The organism is Sporosarcina sp. YIM B06819 (assembly GCF_033485175.1).
Taxonomy (GTDB): domain Bacteria; phylum Bacillota; class Bacilli; order Bacillales_A; family Planococcaceae; genus Sporosarcina.
The window spans coordinates 1-24,270 of the sequence record NZ_JAWLIQ010000033.1 but is presented as its reverse complement, the minus strand read 5'-3'; the positions used below and the strand labels follow the sequence as shown (position 1 = coordinate 24,270).

At 38.7% G+C, this 24,270-nt stretch carries 20 protein-coding genes and 1 pseudogene; 18 read left to right on the top strand and 3 right to left on the bottom strand.

The window, feature by feature from the left end:
• Positions 1–103 precede the first annotated feature (103 nt).
• The 15 genes and pseudogenes from R2B72_RS17105 to R2B72_RS17035 all read left to right on the top strand — a co-directional run bounded on the left by R2B72_RS17105 (position 104) and on the right by R2B72_RS17035 (position 17,576).
• Complete coding sequence (locus tag R2B72_RS17105; protein ID WP_318618040.1) at positions 104–1,201, top strand: hypothetical protein; 1,098 nt, start codon at positions 104–106, stop codon at positions 1,199–1,201.
• Complete coding sequence (locus R2B72_RS17100) at positions 1,202–2,428, top strand: amidohydrolase family protein (RefSeq protein ID WP_318618039.1); 1,227 nt, start codon at positions 1,202–1,204, stop codon at positions 2,426–2,428.
• Between the two features lie 201 nt (positions 2,429–2,629).
• On the top strand, positions 2,630–2,923 hold the full coding sequence (locus R2B72_RS17095) for a hypothetical protein (RefSeq protein ID WP_318618038.1): 294 nt from the start codon (positions 2,630–2,632) through the stop codon (positions 2,921–2,923).
• A gap of 320 nt (positions 2,924–3,243) precedes the next feature.
• The gene (locus R2B72_RS17090; RefSeq protein WP_318618036.1) at positions 3,244–4,263 is read left to right on the top strand and encodes a hypothetical protein; all 1,020 of its coding nucleotides are present in this window, start codon (positions 3,244–3,246) and stop codon (positions 4,261–4,263) included.
• The gene (locus R2B72_RS17085; protein WP_318618035.1) at positions 4,256–6,223 is read left to right on the top strand and encodes an AAA family ATPase; all 1,968 of its coding nucleotides are present in this window, start codon (positions 4,256–4,258) and stop codon (positions 6,221–6,223) included. Before R2B72_RS17090 ends, R2B72_RS17085 begins: the two co-directional genes overlap by 8 nt.
• Complete coding sequence (locus tag R2B72_RS17080) at positions 6,207–7,919, top strand: DUF2357 domain-containing protein (protein ID WP_318618033.1); 1,713 nt, start codon at positions 6,207–6,209, stop codon at positions 7,917–7,919. Before R2B72_RS17085 ends, R2B72_RS17080 begins: the two co-directional genes overlap by 17 nt.
• A 106-nt stretch (positions 7,920–8,025) precedes the next feature.
• Positions 8,026–8,979, top strand: coding sequence for a mannose-6-phosphate isomerase, class I (manA, locus tag R2B72_RS17075; RefSeq protein ID WP_318618032.1), 954 nt, complete (start codon positions 8,026–8,028; stop codon positions 8,977–8,979).
• Between the two features lie 50 nt (positions 8,980–9,029).
• Positions 9,030–9,812 carry a MurR/RpiR family transcriptional regulator gene (locus tag R2B72_RS17070; RefSeq protein ID WP_318618031.1) on the top strand — a complete coding sequence of 261 codons (783 nt, stop codon included), beginning with the start codon at positions 9,030–9,032 and terminating at the stop codon, positions 9,810–9,812.
• 162 nt (positions 9,813–9,974) lie between these two features.
• Positions 9,975–11,531: a maltose/glucose-specific PTS transporter subunit IIBC gene (gene malX, locus R2B72_RS17065; protein WP_318618030.1), complete on the top strand. Its 1,557-nt coding sequence runs from the start codon at positions 9,975–9,977 to the stop codon at positions 11,529–11,531.
• Positions 11,532–11,546: 15 nt separating this feature from the next.
• A complete protein-coding gene (locus tag R2B72_RS17060) occupies positions 11,547–12,740 on the top strand; it encodes a MalY/PatB family protein (RefSeq protein WP_318618029.1) in 1,194 nt (397 codons plus the stop codon).
• A gap of 74 nt (positions 12,741–12,814) precedes the next feature.
• Positions 12,815–13,124, top strand: a pseudogene (locus tag R2B72_RS17055) (PTS sugar transporter subunit IIA); the annotation flags it as partial.
• Between the two features lie 184 nt (positions 13,125–13,308).
• Positions 13,309–14,982, top strand: a complete 1,674-nt coding sequence (locus tag R2B72_RS17050) for a ribonuclease J (protein ID WP_318618027.1) — start codon at positions 13,309–13,311, stop codon at positions 14,980–14,982.
• Between the two features lie 214 nt (positions 14,983–15,196).
• Complete coding sequence (locus tag R2B72_RS17045) at positions 15,197–16,543, top strand: FAD-binding oxidoreductase (RefSeq protein WP_412177875.1); 1,347 nt, start codon at positions 15,197–15,199, stop codon at positions 16,541–16,543.
• 125 nt (positions 16,544–16,668) lie between these two features.
• Positions 16,669–17,112, top strand: coding sequence for a hypothetical protein (locus R2B72_RS17040; RefSeq protein WP_318618025.1), 444 nt, complete (start codon positions 16,669–16,671; stop codon positions 17,110–17,112).
• A gap of 239 nt (positions 17,113–17,351) precedes the next feature.
• A complete protein-coding gene (locus R2B72_RS17035; protein WP_318618024.1) occupies positions 17,352–17,576 on the top strand; it encodes a hypothetical protein in 225 nt (74 codons plus the stop codon).
• Positions 17,577–17,961: 385 nt separating this feature from the next.
• On the opposite strand, the gene R2B72_RS17030 is transcribed toward R2B72_RS17035, so the two are convergent.
• The 3 genes from R2B72_RS17030 to R2B72_RS17020 form a co-directional block, all read right to left on the bottom strand.
• On the bottom strand, positions 17,962–19,122 hold the full coding sequence (locus R2B72_RS17030; protein WP_318618023.1) for an iron-containing alcohol dehydrogenase: 1,161 nt from the start codon (positions 19,120–19,122) through the stop codon (positions 17,962–17,964).
• A 224-nt stretch (positions 19,123–19,346) separates the two neighbouring features.
• Positions 19,347–20,597, bottom strand: coding sequence for a translocation protein TolB (locus tag R2B72_RS17025; RefSeq protein WP_318618022.1), 1,251 nt, complete (start codon positions 20,595–20,597; stop codon positions 19,347–19,349).
• A 293-nt stretch (positions 20,598–20,890) separates the two neighbouring features.
• Positions 20,891–22,105 carry an MFS transporter gene (locus R2B72_RS17020; RefSeq protein ID WP_318618021.1) on the bottom strand — a complete coding sequence of 405 codons (1,215 nt, stop codon included), beginning with the start codon at positions 22,103–22,105 and terminating at the stop codon, positions 20,891–20,893.
• A 227-nt stretch (positions 22,106–22,332) separates the two neighbouring features.
• Between R2B72_RS17020 and R2B72_RS17015 the strand changes: the two genes are divergently transcribed.
• The 3 genes from R2B72_RS17015 to R2B72_RS17005 are packed head-to-tail and all read left to right on the top strand — an operon-like array spanning position 22,333 to position 24,156.
• Positions 22,333–23,424 carry a metallophosphoesterase gene (locus tag R2B72_RS17015; protein ID WP_318618020.1) on the top strand — a complete coding sequence of 364 codons (1,092 nt, stop codon included), beginning with the start codon at positions 22,333–22,335 and terminating at the stop codon, positions 23,422–23,424.
• 34 nt (positions 23,425–23,458) lie between these two features.
• Entirely contained in the window at positions 23,459–23,782 is a 324-nt protein-coding gene (locus tag R2B72_RS17010) for a nucleotidyltransferase domain-containing protein (protein WP_318618019.1), read from the top strand.
• Positions 23,758–24,156, top strand: a complete 399-nt coding sequence (locus R2B72_RS17005; RefSeq protein ID WP_318618018.1) for an HI0074 family nucleotidyltransferase substrate-binding subunit — start codon at positions 23,758–23,760, stop codon at positions 24,154–24,156. The genes R2B72_RS17010 and R2B72_RS17005 overlap by 25 nt, the downstream gene beginning before the upstream one ends.
• Positions 24,157–24,270 lie beyond the last annotated feature (114 nt).

Below are 24,270 nucleotides of genomic sequence, written 5' to 3'. Positions count from 1 at the left end.
GCAATATTGATAAAAAGTGTTGCACAGATCCTTTAATTTAAACTAGACAAACACACACAAATTCATTCACACATAAGTTAGAAAAACGGTAGGGGGTCTAGCTATGGACAAAAAACAAACAATTTACTCAAAAGGCAAGTCTCCAAGGTCAAAATGGTATCCTTTTGAAGTGATAGGGGTTTTGTTAGTTTGTATGTCACTGATTATCCTTTTGTTTGCTCCAAATTCGCTGGCTCAATTCTTTAACACGATCATTGGAGAAGTTAAACTAATCGTTGTTGATGTTTTTCTAACAAGCGAAGTCGGAGTTGCAATTATTGTCAGTGTGATTTTTGGACGATTATTGGAACGGTTAGGATTTACGGATGGGCTAATCCGCCTTTTTGTTCCAGTTATGAAATGGCTTAAGATCAATCCGGCTGTTATCATCCCGAGTGTTTATAATATTCTTGGTGATATTAACGCTGCTGGGAAAATCTCTGGTCCCATTCTCGTTAAAGCAAGGGCTACTAAGGCTGAGCAAAAGATTGCTATCGCAACGATGATTCAATCCCCGCAATCATTCGCTACACTCGTATTAGGGCTCATTACACTTTCCATTTTTGGTATTCAAGCATTTCCACTTGTTGTCTTCTCCATTTTTCTCCCTATTATCGTGGTCCCTTTTATATTATCAAAAACAATTTATCGAGATACTAAAAGGGTTGAACTAGAACATCTCCCTCGTTTCACCCCAAAAACAAAATTTCTGCAAACGATATTTTCCTCTGCCAAAGAAGGTGTAGAGCTTCTTTTGTTAATCATCATTCCAGCCGTTGCAGCTGTATTCTTCTTTATTGGTGCATTAAAGTTTTTTGGTATTTGGAGTGTCATCGAATCTTCTTTATCATCCTTTTTAACTTTCATAAGTATTGAACCAACAACAGGTATCATTTCAATCCTTGCTGCTCCTACGCTAGCGGTTGCTCAACTTGCAGAGGTGGCGAGTACAGTAGATCCGCGGTTAATTGTCGGATCATTTGTTTTGGCGAATTCTGGGTTGCCCTTGTCCGTTATTTTTGGTCAGATACCCGTCACTTGGGCGGAAACATCGGATCTTAATGAAAAAGAAGCTTTAAAAGCTGCACTGATTGGACTGCTATTCCGATTTGTTACGGCTTGGGTATTGGCTGCTTTTTTAACGCCGTTTTTGGTGAATTAAATGAAGAGTCATCGTTATATCGTTAGGGGAAAAAAGATTGTCACTGTAAGTCCGTTAGGGACGATTGACAATGGTGCTTTGGCTGTGGAGGATGGGAAAATTTTAGCTGTAGGAAGATGGAAAGAACTTCAGAAACACTATCCTAGTCTACCTGTCATTGATTACTCGAATTATGTCATAACACCATCGCTGGTTGATTGCCATACGCACTTATTGGAGTTTGCACCGTCTTCACTTTATGCTACTTCCCCCGAAAATCATTTTGCGGTGGGAAAAGCACTTCTCCTGAGTGCCCTGTCATCAGGTATTACAGCACTTGGAGAGCAAATATGTGGGCATCCTTTCTGTGATTTTTCAGTATGTGATTATCGAAGTGCTGTTTTGGATATGCCACTTGATGTTTCTTTTGCAACGACGAGCATATCAATTGGTTTCGAAAAATTAGCCCATTATACGGCTGTTACACAGTCGCAGGCCGTTGAGAAAAAAGAGTTAATTAATCCGGATGTAGTGAAATTGATTGCGCAAGCAAGTGACTATCCAGGTGAAAATATTTTTATCAATGCGACGCCAGCGAACTTTACTGCCGATGAAGTGCCAAGGGCAGGGGAAATCATTTATACGCTAGCGGAATTAAAAAAGATTGTAGAGATCTATCACCAATCTGGTAAGAAAATAGGTACGCATGTTGCTGGTGAGGTTGCCCTGCGAATGGCCCTGGAGGCAGGTGTTGATGTGTTGCACCATGCACATGGCATCACGGATCAGTTAATAAAGAAAGTAGCAGAACAGCAGGTGAGGATTGTCGCTACACCAATGGGCGGAACTCACTTGCTGCCTAATTCACCCGAAGAGATTCTTACATTAGTGAACAGCAATATTGCTGTTTCAATTTCAACAGACGCTTATTTACCACCTTATCAAGGGACTTCATGGTTGCCATTTCAAGATCAAACCCTAAAAGGACCAGATGTATTGATGCTAATTGCCAACCCAGCCATGCAGTTATTAAAGCAGTATGGCTACGATGAAAATGAGATTTTGGCAATGCTTACTGCACATCCAGCCGAAATTCTAGGGAAAGAAGATTACTTTGGCAGACTAGAACAGGGATTGGATGCCAATTTCTTGGTGGCAGAAGGTATTCCTGGATTAGACATTATTGAGATTGAAAAGATAAGGAATGTTTTCTTTCGAGGTGAAAAAGTGATTGATCGCATAAAGTAAAAAAACATCAGCCATTCACTCGTGTGGCTGATGTTCTTGTATCAGATTATTGTTGGCTTCGATGATCGTTATTTTCTGTGTCAGCCCACCCACCCATCCATCCTCAAAGTGACTAATCCAAGCAATGGCTTATGCTATACTATATGCATCCGTGAGGCGCTAATCAGGCCTTAATTCTTCATAAATAGGGAGAGAACTACAATGATTTATGCAACAGGAATTATATCTTTTTTATCGAAGGATATAGTACCTACATCGGCAACTTATTTGAAAAATGATCGTGTACATATGGAGATTGTTGAAATAGCCGAGCGACATTCGCCTGCGGGTGGTCCACAAACTTTTGAAGTTACTTGTCGTTATACTGCTTCATTGTATGAGGATTATGCTTGTAGATCACTTGAGGACTATAATGGAAAAGTGAAGCCTTTTCTACAAAAACAGATAGGTTGTTTGATTTTTAGAGTAGAGGTTCATTATTTGAGGTATATGTGAAATAATCGTGCACTGATTTCCCATTCAAATGGATCCAAAATATATCCAAAATCATAGAAGTGTGAGACCTTTACGAATATTCGTAAAGGTCTTTTTCTACACTCAATTATACGAATAGTACGCGCACAGCATAAATGGCAAAAATCCAGAATTTGAACTATGCAACCGTATTCGAGTCCATATCAAGTAGGGCAAATGGATTTGTTTGAATAGGTATCGATTCAATAAGGAAGTAGAAATATATTTGCCAATCTTTATTGTATAACAGGTCGAATTTTTCTGAATTTATAGTATGATTACTAGAGAGGAGGGGAAGTTTATTGAGTGAATTAATGGAACTAGAAAGTGCAATGAATACGCGGCTAGAAGACAAGGATTTTTTTGAATGGATGATTGACAAGTTGAATCGGGACCAATTAGCCTTGTTACTATTTGCTTCCAATATAAAACAAAACGCGAATGCGATTAGCAAGCTCCACAAAGGATTCATACGAAATAAGCTGCTTCTTAAACAGACAAGGGTGAAATTGAAAAACCAGAAAATTCTACCACCATTTCCGTTTTTGGTGGGCAGGGCACATGAAGAGTTTACTAAAGAAGAGTTGCTGACGATTGCCAAAGACAATGACTGTAAAAAGAGTGAGATAGCGCTCCTGTTATTTTTGCAAAATCATTACAGTGAAGCGCTGAAATTATACGATGATTATATGACGGTCAACACTGTTTTGGATCCCGATAAAAATAGTAAAGAGGCCGTTGTCATATTTAAAGAAAGTGTAGACGAAGGTATGCAACCTAAAATCCAAAAGAAGTTACAGCAAAAAATCGTCATTCTTACTCAAGAAAAAGAGGAACTGATGGAACAACTAAGAAAGTTGAAAAATGATAATAAAGAAAAGAATAGGCAACATCAAAAGGAGCTGAATGAATTAAAACAAGAGCTGGCATTAGAGAAAAATAGAGCAAGTCATTTTGAAGAAGAGCTTAAACACACACACATATTATTAGAAAAAGAAAAAGATAAACATACTAAACTCATTCAACTAAGCGAAAAAGAAGATAGTTCTAAGAAAATGGTCAAGAAGGTGGCATTGATTGGAGATCCGAAAAACTCATCCATTATCGTCAAAGAGATGTTTACAGTAGTTGTGTATGAATTAGATACAATTGGGGATTTTCTTGCAGTATCAGAGACGTATGATTATATTTTTTATCTAAGTTATACGATTGATGATGTTATATATGAAGAGGCAATACCAGCAGATGTCAGGCAGCGCATCACGCGCATTGATAATTTTGCTACTCTAAAAAAACTTATGGGGGCACTACGGCATGAATAGATTTTGGGAACCATATATATTAGGCGTATTAGCGGAAGAAGGAAAGTTTCCGGGTTCTCGTCCGGTTTTTGTTAATAATTCTAACGATCTTCAAGCGACCATTCGAATTCTTTCTACACCGCCTCATAGCTTTCCGAACAGCCAAAGCTCAGTTACTTGCTGGGGGAGTGATTTAGAGCAACATGGATTTGAAGATCATTTATATGAAAAAGATGCAAGAATTCAAAGTATGATTGATTTTTTAGATGGCAAACTGCTGATTTTTCAAATGGAGAAAAAAATCACGCCGAAAGACGAGTTTTTTACTGCGAAAAATATTCAGCTACTTGCTAAAAAACCTTCCTTTTCAGAGCATGCAGCCTTCTCACCAGTGCCATTATTTATAGAAAAAAGAGAGATAGACAATCCAGATGATTATTCATGGAATCAGTTTATCACCAATTTAAGAGTAGGTCATTATATTGGTAGAAATGACCAAGTGTCGAAAGAACCAGAAGATACTCCTCGATTTTTATTGTATAAAACGTTGGAAAACGATTACTTTGCGGTAGGGGAATTTGAAAGCCATCATTATGCACATGGTGGCTTTAGCTTTACAACAGAAAATCAAGAATTCAAATTCAAACAAATGGACAAGAAGATTACCAATGAAATTTATATGTTTCAGCATGTAGCTTTTATTGGTTTGGATGAAGAGCATGACATCATTACCTCTTTGCAGCAAGCGAATGCACTAACAGCTCCACATAGTAAACAAGCTAAACCACAAGATTCTACGTTATTATCTGATGTAACAAAAATAGCCGAAGAACCGTCTGGAACTTCTCTTTCTGAAGTTGCTGATAAGTTAAAAGTCGATGAGGAAGCCTTTATGAAACAGTTCATTGCTGAAACGAAGAGGATGAATCTGAAGTACAAGGAGGAAGATTTATATAACTTCCATACTTGTGTGAAAACGGGTGGCTTAACCATACTGGCCGGCATGAGTGGCACGGGGAAATCCCAGTTAATCAATGCTTACCAAAGAGGCCTTAATATCGATTCAGACAAATTTATTATGGTGCCTGTTAGCCCTACCTGGACGGATGACTCTGATTTAATCGGCTATCCAGATACGATCAATAATGTTTACCGGGCAGCTGATTCCGGAATCGTCAACTTACTGATTGAAGCAGAAAAAAACCGTTCGGAGACATTTATTATTTGTTTTGATGAGATGAACTTAGCAAAAGTAGAACACTATTTCTCACAATTTTTATCTGTGCTTGAGATGGATAAAGGCAGAAGAAAGTTAAAATTGTATAACCGGGAATTGGAAAATAGGTTTTATAACGGTTCATTTTTCCCACCGGAAGTGAATATTGGCGATAATGTCATTTTCACAGGTACAGTAAATTTAGATGAAAGTACACATCACTTTAGTGACAAAGTGCTGGATCGTTCTAATTTGCTAACACTGCATGTTGAGCCCTTCAAAAGGCTATTAGATATAGAGTTAACCCCCGCAGAGAAAATTGACTTGAAGCAAAAAAATTCCTATGTGGTGCATGCATTTATACATCAAGATCGAAAAATGGTTTTGACAGAAAATGAGCTTGAGTTTTTATGGGAAGTCCATTTGGCTCTTGGGGAAATTTCATCAGCTTTAGGCATTGGTCCACGTGTCGTGAAACAAATCGATAGTTATATTAAAAACCTGTCCAACTTAACGGATTGTCCGATTGATCGAAGAAGAGCATTCGACTTGCAATTTGTCCAAAGGGTGATGCCGAAGATCCGAGGCTCGGAGGAAATACTCGGGAAATTAGTCGGAACATTTGATGCTGAAAAAAATGTCATCATGAACTCTCTATTAGTGGAATTGTTTGATAAGTACGCAAGTCATTCTGATTTTGATAGATCACGGTCTGTTATCTCAGAGAAAGCGAAGGAGTTGGCGAGGAATGGATTCGCATTTTAAGGTTACTTTCATCGAGACCTATGGTGACAGTGAAAACAAAATTGAATGTGAACATTTTCATGAAAAGACAAGCCAATACTTTTTAGTCGATGAAATAAAGCTGATGGAAAACTCCGAACTGAGGGTCATTTTTGAAGCGCCGATGGGATATAAGCTCTATATAGATGGGCTGGATCAGCTAGATGAGCAGATTGTACATGAGGATGGTAGGGGTGTTTTTATTCAACCATCTAAGACGCCAATTGTTCTTTATAACCCAACTGTCAATAACAAACCGTATCCCTTTATGCCTGGGACCTATTTCTTAATGGTCATAACGCCAGAAGGGAATGAGTTAGAAGCAAGAGCAAAAGTGTTAACGAAACGCATAACGGAAGATCAGCACGTGATTATGGTAGAGGAAATCGAGAAAGCCGTAAAGGGATTATCGGGTGAATTGGCGCGCAGACGGAAAGTGTATAATGAGGCTGCTTTCGATATATTTGGTCCGAAAAAGATCAATGAGTACTCCATTATCTTATCGAATAAAGAAAAAATTATAAGTGGTTTGCATACAATTGACAAGAACAGACGGTATTCAGTGATTAAGACATACCCTGTTATTCCAAGGTCTAAAGCAAAGAAAATTGATGGAAAATCGATAAAATATGTCATGATGCATCCAGAACAGCAGAAAACAATTCAAGCACCTGTATCAAAAGTGACGTACAGTATTTTAGAAAACAGTTGGCTAAAATCGATTGTTGTTGTGCTGTTGAAATATGTCACTGACATGAAGGCTTGCTTTAGACATCCTTATTCTGCTACCTACAATGTCCAGCAGGCTAGGCTATTGGAAAAGGAATTGGTTGTCCTTCAAAATCAGTTGACAATATTTTTGAATGAACGTTGGGTGAGAGACATTCCAGAGATATCCTCAGGAAAAGTACCGATGGCTTTTTTTACTGTGGGCACATACACTGTTTTTTATAAAATATATCGGATGTTAAAACAGAGCCCTCAACAGAAGACAGCTGAACCAAAGCTTCAATTTCACTATAAACGGTCGGATTTATTGTATGAAATATGGGGTTACTTAACGATTGTCAATATTTTTAAAGAACAATTTGGCTTCAGCATACAAAAAAACTGGTTACAAATCGATCAGCATACACTCGACCAAGCAATTGTGCCTAAAAAACATGAATCAGATTATGTCGAACTCGTACGCGAAAATTATACCATTCGAATTTTTTATGATGAAATTATTCCAAAACAACGTGAATATGTATCACCACTTCGAACAATGTTTACGATGGATAACAATAAACCAGACTGTCGAATCGACATTTGGGTGGATGCTCAATTTAAAGGATCTTTGATTGTGGATTTCAAATACCGGAAAAAAGAATACTTATGGAATGCAGATAATTTAAAAGATGGGCGTCAGCCATCAAAAGTTATGAAACAACTTGCTTCGTATTCCAGAGGTATGGCATCGCATACGCTTACTTTAAATGGTGAAAAAAACCCGCTAATCGACGTTCAACCTGTCACTGAAGTATGGGCCGTCTATCCAATCAAAGGGGATGCAAGGCAAGCGAATTATGAGCCAAATGATTATTCTGTTCGCTTAATTGATTTGAGTCCTGGTTCAGATTGTCAGCATTTTATTGAGATGTTGAAAAAGGCAGTGGATGAAATCATCAAGAGGTAAGTATGGACGGAAATTTTTTAACCTACAATCGAGTTTCGTGTATAATCAGAAAGATGGTATGTTAGTTTATGATAAAAACGCTTTGGAAAAATAGGAGGAGCTTACTATGTATCAAGAACCGATTTTTTTAACACCAGTATTTCAAGAACGAATTTGGGGGGGCGATAAACTCAAGACGTTATTTGGTTATTCGATCCCAAATGATTTAACAGGTGAGGCATGGGTGATTTCGGCCCATAAAAATGGCCCCTCTATGATTAATAATGGTTCGTTACAGGGGCAAAGTTTAGCGCAGGCTTGGTCTGAACATCCGTCATTATTTGGCAAGGAAACGACAGAGGGTGACTTTCCGTTATTGGTAAAAATACTGGATGCCAATGATAATTTATCTGTACAGGTTCATCCAAATGATGCGTATGCGCAGCAAGTCGAAGGCGAACCGTATGGCAAGACGGAGTGCTGGTATGTGCTAGATTGTGAGCCGGATAGTGAAATCATTTTTGGCCACCGCGCCGAAACGCAAGAAGACTTTAAGCGTCGGGTGGATGCAGGACAATGGGATGATTTACTGATGAGTGTTCCTGTGAAAAAAGGCGATTTTTATTATGTGCCAAGTGGAACGATTCATGCGATTGGCAAGGGGATTGTCATTTTGGAAATCCAACAAAGCTCGGATATTACATACCGTGTCTATGATTATGATCGCAAGGATGCGGAAGGGAACACACGTGAACTTCACATACAGTCTGCGATTGAGGTAACGACTTATCCGCACTCATCAAATGCGCCTGAAATAGAAGAACAGATTGTTGGAGATTTAGTCTCTACTCGATTAGTGAAAGAACAGTATTTCACGGTTTATGATTGGAAGTTGAATGGCAGAACTGTGACACCTTTACAAGCGGATTATTTGTTGGTTAGTGTCGTGAATGGTACAGGACAAATTATTGTGGATGGCCGTTCATTCCCACTTAAAAAAGGGGACAACTTTATGTTGCCGGCAACGGTTTCAAGTTATGAGATAGCAGGAGATTTAGAGATGATGGTAGCGCATGAATAAGTCATAATGGCTAGAGCGAATGAAATTCATCTGATAAGTAGGGGATGGACTTGCAAGTTTTTTTGAAACGTTTAACGCAGCATCGAGAGCGCTTAAGTCGCCTAGAGATTGAAGTGCTGGACTACATTTTGCATTATCCAGATATGGTTGTGGATTTGAATGTGGATGAGCTGTCCAAAAGACTTTTTGTTTCGACTGCAACCATTAGTCGGACCTGCCAGCAGTTAGGCTTCCGTGGTTTTCAGGACATGAAATATTCGTTGAGTAAAGAAGTAAGTCAGGCAAAAGAATTGAATGACTCTCCAAACCCTGGTGTGTTACTGGAGCATATGACAAGAGTCCAACATGAAATGACAAGCACTTTGCAGTCGATTAATGAAGAATTACTTACCGAAGTGGCAAAGTGTATTCATGAAAGCACGCATGTGGAGTTCTTTGGGGTAGGGAATTCTCTTCCAGTTTGTATTGATGCAGCAAGGAAACTGATGTTTTCAGGGAAAATAACGAGTGCACGGGAAGACTGGGACGAGCTACGAAGTGTTGCTAGTAGTTTAACGACTAATGATTTAGCCATATTGGTTTCGTATAGTGGAGAAACGATCAATATGCTAGAGTATGCTTCTTTATTGAAGGAAAGAAATGTCAAGATGATTGCCATTACGGGTCAACAAAAAAATAGATTACAGCAGCAAGCGGATTTATCCCTTCAGGCGCATGTAACGAACTATTATTACGGAGAAGTCGATATGAGTTCACGTTTTCCGTTAACAATGCTTTTAGATTTTATCATCTTAACGTATCTCGAGCAGTTTAATAATACGTCTAAACCGTAGAAAGTTTTTCTACGGTTTTTTTCTGTCCACTAAGCAAAGAAGTGAGCGGCTGTACAAAAAATGTATGGATATACAAAGGTTTGAAAGCGCTTGCTTAGTGAAATGGAGTCAAAGTATACTGATATCAAATTACAACATCTCAGTTGAAAAGGAGAATGAATGATGAAAAATAGATCTATGAAATCTCGTTTATGGGAGTTCTTCCAAGGTCTTGGGAAAACATTTATGCTACCAGTTGCTTTGTTGGCATTTATGGGACTTATTTTAGGAATTGGGAGTTCTTTCTCGAGTCCATCTACAATTGAAGCATTTCCATTTTTAGGGCATCCTGCTTTACAAGTGCTATTTAGCTATATGGGCACGATTGGGGGCTTTGCCTTTACGTATTTACCAGTGTTGTTTGCGATGGCGATTCCAATGGGACTCGTTCGCTATGAAAAAGGTGTCGCTGCTTTTTCAGGATTTATCGGCTATGTCATTATGAATTTATCCATCAATTTTTATTTATCGGAAACTGGGAAGCTAGTTGCTGCTGATCAATTGCGTCAAGCAGGTCAAGGAATGGTAATGGGAATTCAAACGATAGAGATGGGGGTACTCGGTGGTATTATCGTCGGTATTATTGTTTACCTATTGCATAATCGTTTCTATGAAATTAAGTTGCCAGATGCCTTTGCCTTTTTCGGCGGGGCTCGTTTTGTACCGATTGTGACAGCGCTTACTATGTCAATTGTCGGTATTCTAATTCCGATGATTTGGCCTATTTTTGCGATAGGCATTACGGGTATCGGGACGATTATTCAAAAGGCGGGTATGTTTGGTCCGTTTCTATTCGGAGCTGGGGAACGCTTCTTGCTGCCATTTGGGCTACACCATATCTTAGTAGCAATGATTCGCTTTACGGAGGCTGGTGGAACTGAAATAGTGAATGGCCAAACCATCTCTGGTGCATTAAATATTTTCTATGCCCAATTGCAGAGTGGTACAGGCATCAGTCCTTCAGCAACAGCGTTTTTATCGCAAGGGAAAATGCCAACCTTTATGTTCGGTTTACCAGCTGTAGCTCTTGCGATTTACCATACGGCTCGTCCGGAAAATCGCAAAAAAATTAAGGGCTTATTAATATCGGGTGTGATTGCTACTTTTGTAACGGGAATCACTGAACCAATTGAATTCCTATTCTTGTTTGTAGCACCTGCTTTGTTTGTCATCCATGCGTTTTTGACAGGGCTAGGGTTTATGGTCATGAGTATGTTGGGTGTTACGATTGGAAATACAGATGGTGGTATACTCGACTTTATGATTTTCGGTGTTATGCAGGGGTTGGATACGAAATGGTATCTTGTACTCGTCGTAGGTGCCATTTGGTTTGCAATCTACTACATTGTGTTCCGCTATGCAATCACCAAATTCAACATTAAAACACCAGGACGTGAAGAGGCGAATTCTGAAGAGGAAGCCGGTTCAACTGCGAATGAAGGATCAAGTTATGCAGAGCAAGTACTGCAGGCATTAGGTGGCAAAGAAAATATTCAATCGCTGGATAATTGTGTGACGCGCTTACGACTTGTTGTGGCAGATATGGACAAGGTCAACGAAAAAGTGTTGAAAGAACAGTGTCGAGTGCTTGGAATTGTCAAGCTTGATGAACATAATGTACAAGTCATTATCGGTCCACAAGTAGGAATATTAAAATCACAAATTGAGAAGATTATTTAAAGTAGGGTGATAAAAATGAAGGACTTTGACGAAGTGGTTGATCGGAAGGGGACATATTGTACCCAGTGGGATTATATTGAAGATCGATTTGGCGAAAAAGACCTCCTACCGTTTTCTATTTCGGATATGGATTTTCGTTCACCGGAAACGATAGTGAATGCACTTGAAACACGATTACGCCATGGTGTTTTTGGCTATACACGCTGGAATCACGATGACTATAAACAGTCTATAAGTAGCTGGTACCAAAAACGATTTTCAAGTACGATTCAAGACGAGTGGATTGTTTATAGTCCTTCTGTTATTTATTCCATTTCAAAAATGATTGGGCTATTAACGGACGAAATGGATCATGTCATTATCCAAACTCCTGCTTATGATGCTTTTTATAAAACAATACAAGACAATAATCGTATCATTTCACGTAATGAATTAATCTATCAAAATGGGCACTATTCCATTGATTTTATCGATTTAGCTGAAAGGTTATCCCATGAAAAAGCAAAAGTGCTTCTTCTTTGTAGCCCACATAATCCAACGGGGCGTGTTTGGACGAGAATAGAGTTGGAAAAGATTGTTGCGCTTTGCAACGAGCACAAAGTTTATATTATTTCCGATGATATTCATATGGATATCATTTACGAAGGAAATAGTCATATTCCGATTATTGATGTTATGATGGATACAAGTAAAGTGTGCATTTGTAGTTCTGCAAGTAAAACATTTAATATCCCTGGATTAGGAGGTTCTTATCTTCTGATTCCTGATGAGCAAATAAGAACACAATTTTTGCTAGCTTTAAAGAACAAAGATGGCTTATCAAGTGCTAGCATATTAGGCATTGAAGCCACTATGACTGCTTATAATGATTGTGAAGATTGGGTAGACGAATTAGTGAGCTATCTTCACAGCAACTTGCAAATCATTCAAGACTTTTTGGAGGAGCATTTACCTTCACTCCATTTAACAATGCCAAACTCCACTTATCTAGCATGGATTGATGTATCACAACTGCCTTATTCAAGTGAACAGTTACAAGCGGCACTTGTGCAACATGGCAAGGTTGCGATAATGGCGGGGGATACGTATGGAGAAGGCGGGAAGCATTTTATCAGAATGAATGTAGGCTGCCCACAGTCTAAAGTAGTAGAAGGTTTACAAAGATTGAAAAAGGCGATAGAGTATTTGGAGCAGCAAAGGAATAACTAGAGTTTTTTTGTAGATGTAGTATATGGAAATCAATTGTAAAAACTTCTATCAGTAAAATGGTAGAAGTTTTTATTAAAGAAGCGATCTTTAAGCGGGAAGCACAAAGTACGACGGGGATTGGTGCAAATATTGCGATTCCGCATGGTAAATCCGATGCAGTGAAGCGACCAGCAGTCGTTTTCGGACTCCAACGTGATGGTGTGGATTGGAACAGCTGCTAAATTAATCTTTATGATTGCAGTTCCAGAAAAAAGCGCTGGCGATGAACATTTGAAAATCTTACAAATGTTATCCCGCCGCTTGATGGATGATGAATTTAGAGAAAATCTATTAGCTGTAACGGCAGTTGAAGAAACTTATCGATTATTGGAGACGATTCAATAGAGCAGACAAGTTCCAATTGGCAATTTCCCGGGAAATTAATTTCTATTGTACCCCTATCCATGCAACTGGATAGGGGTTTGCTATTATTTTGAAGAATCCCAGCTTGTCTTTGTAGCATTCATTCATAATAAAATTCTTTAAGGGCATACTTTGACTATTATTTCAAAGTAAGGGGATTTTATAGATGACTAAAACTGACAATAAACTGTCCGTATTTGCATTAGGTGGCATTAATGAAATTGGGAAAAATATGTATGTATTACAATATGAAGACGATATCTTTGTGATTGACTGTGGTTCTAAGTTTCCTGATGAAAGTCTTTTGGGGATTGATTTGATTATCCAAGATATAGCGTATTTGCAGCAAAATAAGGAGAAGATTCGTGCGTTACTTGTTACGCATGGGCACGAGGATCATATTGGAGGTATCCCATACTTTTTAAAGCAATTAAATATCCCGATTTATGCATCACGATTAACGCTAGGTTTAATTCAGCTTCGGTTAAAAGAACATGGTCTTCTTAGGTCAACAGAGCTAGTTTTAGTAAATGATGAGTCTGACCTGGATTTTGGCGCAGTAAGATTAACATTTTTCAAAACAAATCATAGTATTCCCGATTGTCTAGGCGTTGTATTTCATACACCAGAGGGAGCGGTCGTCCATACAGGTGATTTTAAGTTTGATTTAACACCTGTGAATGATGATTATCCGGATGTTTATAAAATGGCTGAAATTGGTCATCAGGGTGTGTTACTTTTATTATCGGAAAGTACCAATGCGGAGCGTCCGGGTTTTAATCCGTCTGAACGACTTGTAGGTGGACATATTGAAGAAGCCTTCCGTCAAGCGGGTCGGAAGGTATTCATCTCAACTTTTGCCTCTAACGTCCATCGTGTCCAGCAAGTAGTAGATGCAGCGCAAAAAACAGACCGTAAACTGGCCTTGCTTGGGCGAAGTATGGTAAATGTCGTCGCGGTTGCATCGGAGCTTGGCTACTTGAAGATTCCAGAAGGCATGTTAATCGAGAAAAATGAAATCAAGGGAATGGACCCGGAGAAAGTTGCGATACTTTGTACGGGAAGTCAGGGAGAGCCGATGGCAGCGCTGTCTCGTTTGGCGAGTTCAAATTTTCGAGAGGTAGAAGTCGAGCCAGATGATACAGTTATTTTTGCTTCAACGCCAATTCCAGGGAATGAAAAAAGTGTGGCACGCATCATCGATAATTTATTTCATTTGGGAGCTAAAGTAATTTATGGATCAGGAACGGTGACAGGTATGCATGTTTCAGGACATGCCTGTCAGGAAGAGCTGAAGCTTATGTTAACGCTTATGAAACCAAAATATTTCATTCCTATCCATGGTGAATTTAGAATGCTGTATCAGCACCGCCTATTGGCCGAATCAGTTGGTGTGCAAAGAGACAATATTTTCATTATTAACAATGGTGATGTTGTTGATATCACGAATCAAGTTGCTCGCCAAACGAGAAAAGTTCAATCGGGGAGTATTTTCGTAGACGGCATGGGTATTGGAGATGTTGGGAATATCATATTACGTGATCGGAAACTGCTCTCCGAAGAGGGGATGCTGGTGATTGTCATTACCTTGAATAAAACAGATGGTCAGCTTATTTCTGAACCAGATGCAATTACTCGTGGTTTCGTATACGGCAGCGATTCAGAAGCGTTATTACGTGAGGTCAATCAGTTAGTCAGTACAACTATTAAAAAATTGCAGGGCGCCAATAGAAGTCAAAGAATTAATCTAAAACAACATATAAAAAAATCGATTGAAACCCTATTGTATTCACGAACAAAAAGAAGACCGATGATTCTTCCAGTCATTATTGAAATATAACAGCGGCTTAATATTAGTTAGATAATGTATAGATAGAAATCAGTCATGTGCGCAAATGGCTGATTTTTTTTGTATATTCAACGGATTGATTTGTCATCAATCCGAATAACCACTCGTAAGTACCAGCTTAAACTATGCCAAGGCTTTCGCATACACTATGAACAGGGAATTACTCTATTGTGAAAGAAGAATGCTATGAAAATAAGGAGTCGATATTGTGAAGGGAAAAACAATACTGACAGGCCGAATTGTCTTACCAGGAGCTTCTGAATACGAACAAGCACGTATGGATTACAATTCTCGATTTTCTAAGTACCCGCTAGTCATTGTTTTTTGTCAATGTATGGATGATGTCGTGAATGCTGTGAAATGGTCAAGAGAAAATGATGTTCCTCTCCGTGCAAGAAGCGGTAGACATAGTTTCGAGGCTTTTTCTTTAGTAGATAAAGGAATTATTATTGATGTTAGCGAAATGACCAAAGTGCATGTTGATAAACAAGGAGGAATTGCTAAAGTGCAAACGGGTATTGCGCTAGGCGACTTGTATGCAGAGCTATTTCGTTATGGTGTAACAATTCCAGCAGGTACGGCGCCAGATGTTGGTGTTGCCGGGCTAACACTGGGTGGGGGAATCGGTTTTCTACACCGTATCTGGGGACTGACAATTGATAATTTGGTAGAAGTCGAAATGGTAGTCGCCTCAGGAGAACATGGCGCGAAAGTCATTAAAGCAAATGACTGTATGAACCGTGATCTTTTCTGGGCGTCTCTTGGGGGTGGGGGAGGTAATTTCGGAATCGCTACAACCTTTACATTTAAAGTACATCCGATTCGTGATGTTTCGATTTACAAAATTAATTGGGATTGGAATGATATCGAACCCGTTTTCCAAACATGGCAAAATTGGGCACCATATATATGCAGACGGCTAACTTCTGATATTACACTTGGTTCAAAATTGAATGGAACAATTATCTCAACGGGTCAACTACTTGGTACGAAGGTAGAGTTAAAGGATTTATTAAAACCGTTACTTAAAGCCGGAACACCAACGGAAGTGATGATTAAAACCGTACCGTTTAAAGATGCAGTTACGTTTTTTGCAGAACCAGACTTGATAGAATTTCACAAATTTAAAAATACAGGTGCATTCGGCTACCATCCATTACCAGCCAAAGGAATTAAGACAATGATTGAATATTTAAGGGACGCACCGAACCGTAATTCCGATGTATGGGGACAGAGTCTTGGAGGAGCAGTAAGTGATGTATCACCATCGGAAACAGCCTACTATCACCGAGGCGCAAAGTATATATTAGAGTTTGCGACAAGGTGGAAAAATGATCGAGAAGAATTTGAAAATATACGTTGGGTCAATGACTTTCGAAAAGCAATGCTCCCCTATATGAAAGGAAATTATGTGAATTTCCCGGATCTAGACATTAAGGAGTGGGAATTAACCTATTACGGAGCAAACATGAATCGATTAATAAAAATTAAACGCAAATACGACCCCTATAATGTTTTCAATTTCCCTCGGAGCATTCCTCTTAATGAATAGTATTTGTTTTCTCTTAGATTGATCGCTGTTGAGAAAGTAAAAAGAAACAGGTTCAGAGTATAAACAATTCAACTATCGATTTTTTACCTGTCTTCCTCATACAATGGATTGAAGGAGGAATCCATTTGTCGGCTTGGATATGGGGTATGTTGATTCTCCAATTTTTATTTGCTGCTGTTATGTATTTATGGATGTTCAGGAGAAAAGAGTTAATCAGCTTGCATATCGGTATGAACGTCGCGATGGTTGCGGGCGGGGGCTTGTCTCTCGGGACCGGGATCCTTCTGATTTATAAGTATCCGTTCTATTATATGGAAGTGACAGGAGTAACGACGTTGATAGGAATGGCGGCAGGTGGTTTGTTCGGCAGGTTATTTCACAGGCAAGCGATGCTCTCCGGTTATGTTTGCGGATTCATGACAGGAATGATGGCTCCAATGATAGGGGCAGCCGCATTTTTCAGTATTCCATTTGCGGCCATGACTGAGTTTTTCATATTATGTTCTTTTATGATTGTAATGAAAGAGATCTATTCTGCTCAAGTGAACGTTGAAAGTAGCGAGAAATGACTACTTTAAGGGTGTTTTTACTCGTAGTTGGTTTTTTATTAGGTGTCTATCAATATGTATTGATCTACAAATCGCGATATACCTTCAGTGAATATCTCCGATTTCCCGCAGCTCTGGATGCGGGGCAGATGACCAGTTTTGTCATAGGCATCCTTCTGTATATAGTTTTCCCTTTTAAATTCATTGTTATTTGCGCAATTAACATATGGATTGGTGCTTTCATTAGTATGCTTTTTTGTTTGACGCAGAAGTCGCAATCAATAGCTACTGGTTTCTTTTTTGGGGGGCTCGCGGCTATCATGGGGACGATGGTCGGTGCAGCCGCTATCAATCCGGCTCTTTGCGGATTGCCTATGTCAAGGTTATCTATCCAAAATCCAAGCATTGCCGTTGGAAGTTTCGGTGTGGTGTTGCTTGGTGTTACAGCAATGCTAGTTAGATACTCGTCAAAGCGAGTTATATAACGGTTAAACGTTACTACTACTCAAACTGTCTCAATTGTTTCTGTATCCTATGCTCAACAGGTAATGTGAGAAAAAGCATTCGTTTTTGGAACTCATTGTAGGCGCTATATAAGGAATAGCCTCTTGCCCTAAGCTTACTTGGGGCAAGAGGCATCTCTGAAGTGGTATTCAATTTCAAAATCAAAGCCATAGAATCGAATGCATAACGAAGATACACAATAAAGAACAGCGCAGCCACTAAAAATGATTCATAGTGAGTTCATTTCAGTGTCCAGTTACTGCCACCATTCGTGACCTTCGAATTGTGGCAACAACTGACGTCGTCAAGAGCAATGGATTGTCACTAAAATAAGCACCCCAAAAGTAGGAGTGCATACCTGTACGTTTACATCGAACGCATTAAAATATCCCTGACACTTTCTCGATCTAATTCTTTGTATAGACCAACGCCGGGTTTGATAAAGGTTTTATCGATTATCAATTCAATATCTTTGTCGTCGATGTCATAGTCGCTCAAACGATTTGGGGCACCAAGAGAATCCCAAAATGTACGAAGTGCCTTGGCTCCTTCTTTTGCGATTTCAACGTTACTTTTGCCTGTATCGGAAATGCCGAAAACGTTCGTTGCCAACATTTTTACACGTGAAGGATCTTCCTCGAGCACATGCTCTAACCAATTCGGGAACAAAATGGCTAGTCCTCCACCGTGCGGAATGTCATACACAGCGGAAAGGGCATGCTCAATGCGGTGAGATCCCCAGTCCCCGCCATCTGTACCATTCGATAATGTTTCATTAAACGCTGTTGTACTAAGATACATCATCGTTTCACGATGGTCGTAAGAAGATAGATCTTCAAGTAGTTTTGGCGCTGTCTGAATCGCAGTTCGGAGTATTGATTCGATGAACCCATCAATTACTGGTGTGTTTTTCGTTCGATGGAAATAACTTTCGAGTGCATGAGACATGCTATCGACAATTCCATAAACGGTTTGTTTACGGGACACCGAGTACGTATAGGTCGGATCCAGGATCGAGAATCTAGGGAATACAAGTGGCGAGCCCCAGCCAAGCTTATCTTTTGTTTCCCAGTTTGAAATCACCGATATGGGATTCATTTCAGAGCCAGTCGCGGCTAAAGTAAGCACGGTGCCGATGGGAAGGGCAGATTCGATAGGCGCTTTTCGAGTGATTAACTCCCAAACATCTCCGTCATATGTTGCTCCAATGGCAATCGCTTTCGTACAATCAATGACACTTCCGCCACCAACGGCTAACAGCATATCGATTTCTTCTGATTTACAAATTTCAACGCCTCGATAAACAGTTGTTAACCGTGGATTTTGTTCAACACCAGCTAATTCAAATACCGTAGCGCCTGCTTTGGCCAGTTCGTTTTTGACATCCTCGTAGACGCCATTTTGCTTAATACTTCCTCCACCATAGACTAAAAGAACTTTTTTCTGTCCGACTTCTGCAGATAATTGACTAATTTGCCCCTTACCAAAGTATAATTTCGTCGGGTTGTGTTGTGTAAATATATTCATTTGTGCACCTCATCTTATTAATATCGTTTATTCAACTTAAACGGTCAAAGCCCCATCATACCCAACGGCGGTAGCGGATAGTCTCTCGGTTAAGTTAATACTTTATCACGATTATCGTTTAAGCGTCATGGATGGTGATTATTCTTTGAGATTCGGGTTACTGGCATCAATGCCTGCTCTTCGTTGAAAAAATGGAGCGGAGGTAGAGACTAAGTAACAATAAGTTACGGTTGATATAAACTAAAAACCTCATCCCATTCCCAGTGTTCATAGTACCAGGACCCTATATCAATGTTCTCAATCCATTTTTTCTGATCTTCACCATTAGTATCTGCAATTAAAACACTTGCATGATCCCGATCAGTCCTTATCCATATTAATTTATTTTCGTTGCTTATCCACTGAGGATAAAAGTCGCCTTCCTTTGAAGATGGACTAGTTATTTTTCTTTGCTTGTTAGTTTGTAGATTAATGCGGTAAATACTGGGCATTGGTCTGAGTTCAACATCTAGCCAATCGCTTTCCAAAGATCGTGATACGAAAATTTGATTATCAGTTTTCCATGTCAAATCTCTATCAACAAATCCTTTAGGACTGAAAAGAATGTTGGTATTATTAACTATGTCCTCGACCTTTAATTTCTTATTTTGTATCGTACCTCGACCAAATCCTTCTATATACCCTAAAGAATTAGTAGTTGGCGCCCATTGAAACCATTCTTCGTAATGTAACATTTCACCGAATTTATGGAAATGACTTCCGTCATTGGAGAGTATACTTAGAGTATTACTATTGGCAGACAAAGATGCTGTTGGAACTAACTGAAATGCGATCCACCTATTATCGTAGGACCATTTAAATTGGCTGGTACCATAAAAATAATCATTCCTTCCAACATGTATTGTGTAGAAATGGTGAGACTGATACTGATTCTTTTTTCGGTTGAATAAAACTTTTGATAACACAATATCAGAAAAAACATTTTCACCTGCTTTAGAAGAAGTTAAAAAGCCACTCCCATCCGGTAACCACGAAAAGTTTTCAATACCCGATGTTATATTTTGAAGTTGATGTAATGATTGGGCATCAATCGTTTTTAAGTCGTTAGCCGATTGCAATGCAAGGATATTGTTATGTGGTGCCCATTGAAAATTCTTGTTAACATTCGGTAAAACCTTAGTATGATGATTCTGCTTAACATTATAAAGCCAAAGATCTCCTTCAAATATCGGAAATTCATTTTTTTTGACTCCTCTAATATATGCAATCCAGTTCCCATCAAAAGACCATTGTGGATATCTAACATATTCACCATTGGTAATTCTTTTTTCTTTATCCTCAACTTTAAGCCATAGATCATCGTTTTTGACAAATGCTGCTTTCAATTCTTCATTGGATTGTGCTAAAAAAAATGGGGAATGTTGCATGCTGACAATAGCAGCGATAATGAAAAATATTACAATTCTTTTCATCATTGGATATTGGATCTCCTTTCCCTTTCAAAAGCAAGTGCACATATTATTCCCAATCTAATCGTTTTTACAAGACCTTTGATACTTCTACCGAATATGTTTCAAACATCATCCATAAACTAAAGAAACACCAAAATAGAAAGGATGAAGTATTGAAGAGGGTATTATTATACGGTACAACCGTCTTAGTAGGAATCATTCTAGGTATCCTAATAACCTACCTCATGAAATAAATAAATTGTAAATAAAAAGAGCGAAGTCATAATCGACTTTGCCCTTTTTCATTCATTTCACTATTAAATCAAAGCCTTTGATTCCCGTGCAAACCGAATATATACAACGAAAAAGAGAACTGCTGCTACAAAACGTACTCCTGTGTTAATGGTCATCGCGATTTCAACGCCCCACATTTCTAATAGCCAAATGCCGACTTGTGGCGCGATAAAAGCCACCACCGAGAGCAAAACATTGTAGGTTGTGATGCAATACGTCCGCGAAGCTTCTGGCGATTGTTCGAGCAGTAAATTGAACAATATGAGTACAGTACCTGATAAGAAAAAACCTGACGTTGTTTGGACAATTGTTAAATAATACAAGTTTGTAGATAATATCGTCAAAAATGGTGTCGTTGCCATGCCAATGGCTGCCCATACGAAAACCTGGATATTGGATCTTTGTTCTGCCCATTTTTTCCAGAGTGGGAAAGTCAATATTTGCACTAACATGCTACCGACTGAAAATATGCTTAACCAAAAAATCGTCGCCCCGACGATACGAATATGATAGATATTGAAAATACCCCATGCCATTTGCCATGCAAAATTGAAAAATAGGGCAGCAACTAAAAATGATACATAGCGAGAATGCTGAAAAATGGACCAATCCATCACTTTCTTTTTTACGATGGGGCCATCCATTTTTAGAGGCTCTTCCTTATGTTTCATTAACAAGAATACTTCTAGCAATCCAAAACAAAATGCAATGGCGAATAAGATTTGATAGGCAACCACATTGTCGGATGCGTCCTTCATCAGAATCCCAATGATCAGCGTTGAAATGAGGCCGACTATCGTGAGCATTCTATTGCGATCACTAAAAAATGTCCCTCGCCTTGAATCACTAACTAAGCCGCCAATCAGCGTTTGCCAGCCGATATTGGCGACTGTATTAGGCATACTCATAATGGCAAGCACGACGAGGAATGCCCAACCTTGTAGCGTTGTAGATGGTAAATAAACGAGCATAATGATTAATATAAACATTAAACGAGCGAGCAACACCGACATCGCGACAAGCTTCTTTTGCGCGTGCGCTTTATTCAACAAAATAGCAGCCGGAATCGTCATAAGCAATGCCATCAGTGGAGGAAGGGAATTAATAAGCCCAACTTGGTAATTGGTTGCACCCAATATGGTAATCGCAAAAATAGGAAAGAAGTTATTCGAAAAGTTTAATGCAATGGTCGATGCCATCCCGTGATAAATACTAATTTTTTCGTTATAAGTCCGCATATGGTCTCCACATTCTATAAATTTTATCTTCTGTATTGAATTATAATGCCGAATAAAGAGAATACAAGTACTTTGAGACACGAATTTTTTTAGTTACCTCACATAGGTGTGAATGTTTCAGATTATTGAATACTCCATTTCATTAGACGAACCAAGTATCAATGGGATAAAATGAAAATACTGATTATAAATCTGGAAATAGATAGTCCGATTTGGGAGATGAATTTGTGATTGAAGTAAAATACTTGCAGTTAGATAAAACAAAGCGTTCAATTGTCATTTCAGATATACATGCAAATGTACAGCTTTTCAAAAGATTATTAGCCAAATTACAGTATACAACTGAAGACTATCTATTTATTAATGGGGATTTATGTGAGAAAGGACCTGCAAGTTTAGAGGTAATTGACTATTTGCGCAGCATGTCCGAAGAATCGACTAATGTCTATATCACAAAAGGGAATTGTGATGTTTTATTTCGTCATGTATTTAGTGGAGATGAAGGAATTATTTCATATATGAATAGACGAAAGGATTCTGTTTTAAATGAGATGTTATTGAAATATGATAAATCACTGGATGATTTTCCTAACCTGCAAGAGCTAGCACATTTTTACCGTCACTATTTTTCGGTTGAATTGGAATGGCTAGAAGCACTCCCGATTGCATTTGAAACGGATGATTTTATTATCATTCATGCAGGTATTGAAAATAGGGAAGACTGGAAGCTGACAGATGAACAATTTGCTTTATCTGCACCGGCATTTTATGAAAAAGAACATCAGGCCAATAAAACAGTCATTGTAGGGCATTGGCCAGTCGTTAATTATAGAGCAAAACAAATTAGCTCACATAATCCGTTGATTGATTTAAAGAAACATATGATTGCATTAGACGGTGGGAACCAAATAAAAGTAGATGGGCAACTAAATGCTTTAATTATTGAGAATGACACTTATTCATTTACATATGTTGATGAATTAACGAATGACATGATTGTGCAACATGATCATGTGGAGTCAACGAAAAGAGTTGGAACCGTCACCTATCCGAATTATCAGATGCAAATAATAAAGCAAGAAAAGTTCTTTACACTTTGTGAAAATAGTAATCTCGGTATTCAACAGTGGATTAAAAATGAATATCTACTTATCGAAGATAAACAGGCACACTGTAAAGATGATCTAAGTACAACCTTTTTATCGGTGAAAAAAGGTGAGCAAGTGTTTATTGTCGATGATACATGTGAAGGATATACGCTTATCAAAACAAATAGTGGAGGGGTAGGGTGGATTCCATCAGGTTGTTTGGGTTCTTAGTATGCTATGATAAATGAAAAGGGAGGGGAATAGAATGACCACTCATCTGGAGTTACGTGAGCAAATTTTGAGCGAGTTAAAAAGTATTATTGATCAAATTTTGTGCAATGAAGATGTCAAAGTATATTTGTTTGGTTCATGGGCGAGAAACGAAGAAAAGCAAAGTTCGGATATCGATATAGCTGTGGAATCTCATTATCAGCTTTCCCCTTCTAAGTGGCTGGAGTTACATGACCGGATTGATGAATCAATGATTCCATACAATGTAGATATTGTTAATCTTGAAGATGCAAGTTCTGCATTAATTCAAAATGTGAAAAGGGAGGGAGTCATTTGGAAAGACTACAAGAACGAATAGTATCTGCCAAAAAAGCATTAGCTTCCTTACAGAAACTTGTTGTGATTGAACAGCCGAATGATGTAGAACGAGATGCGCTAATTCAACGATTTGAATTTACATTTGAGGCAAGTTGGAAAGCAGCCAAACAATATTTGTATGATATCGAGGGTATTGATATAGGCTCACCAAAAGGCGTTATTCGAGGCTGTCGTGAAATAACGCTATTTGATGATGAAGAAGCAATCCTTGCCTTGCAAATGGTGAACGACAGAAATCTAACTGTGCATACATATAACGAAGAAGTGGCAATTAAAATCCAAATGAATATCAAAACGTATTTTCCGTTATTATCTAACTGGATTTTGCGAATGGAAAAAGGATATAGCAAGTAAAGCCACTAAGCCCTGTATTGAACTGAACCCCAAATGGTAGACACTTTTAAAAAAGTGACCCATTTGGGGTTTTTTCTGTCTAAAAGCCTAGGTATACTAAAAATAACTATCCTG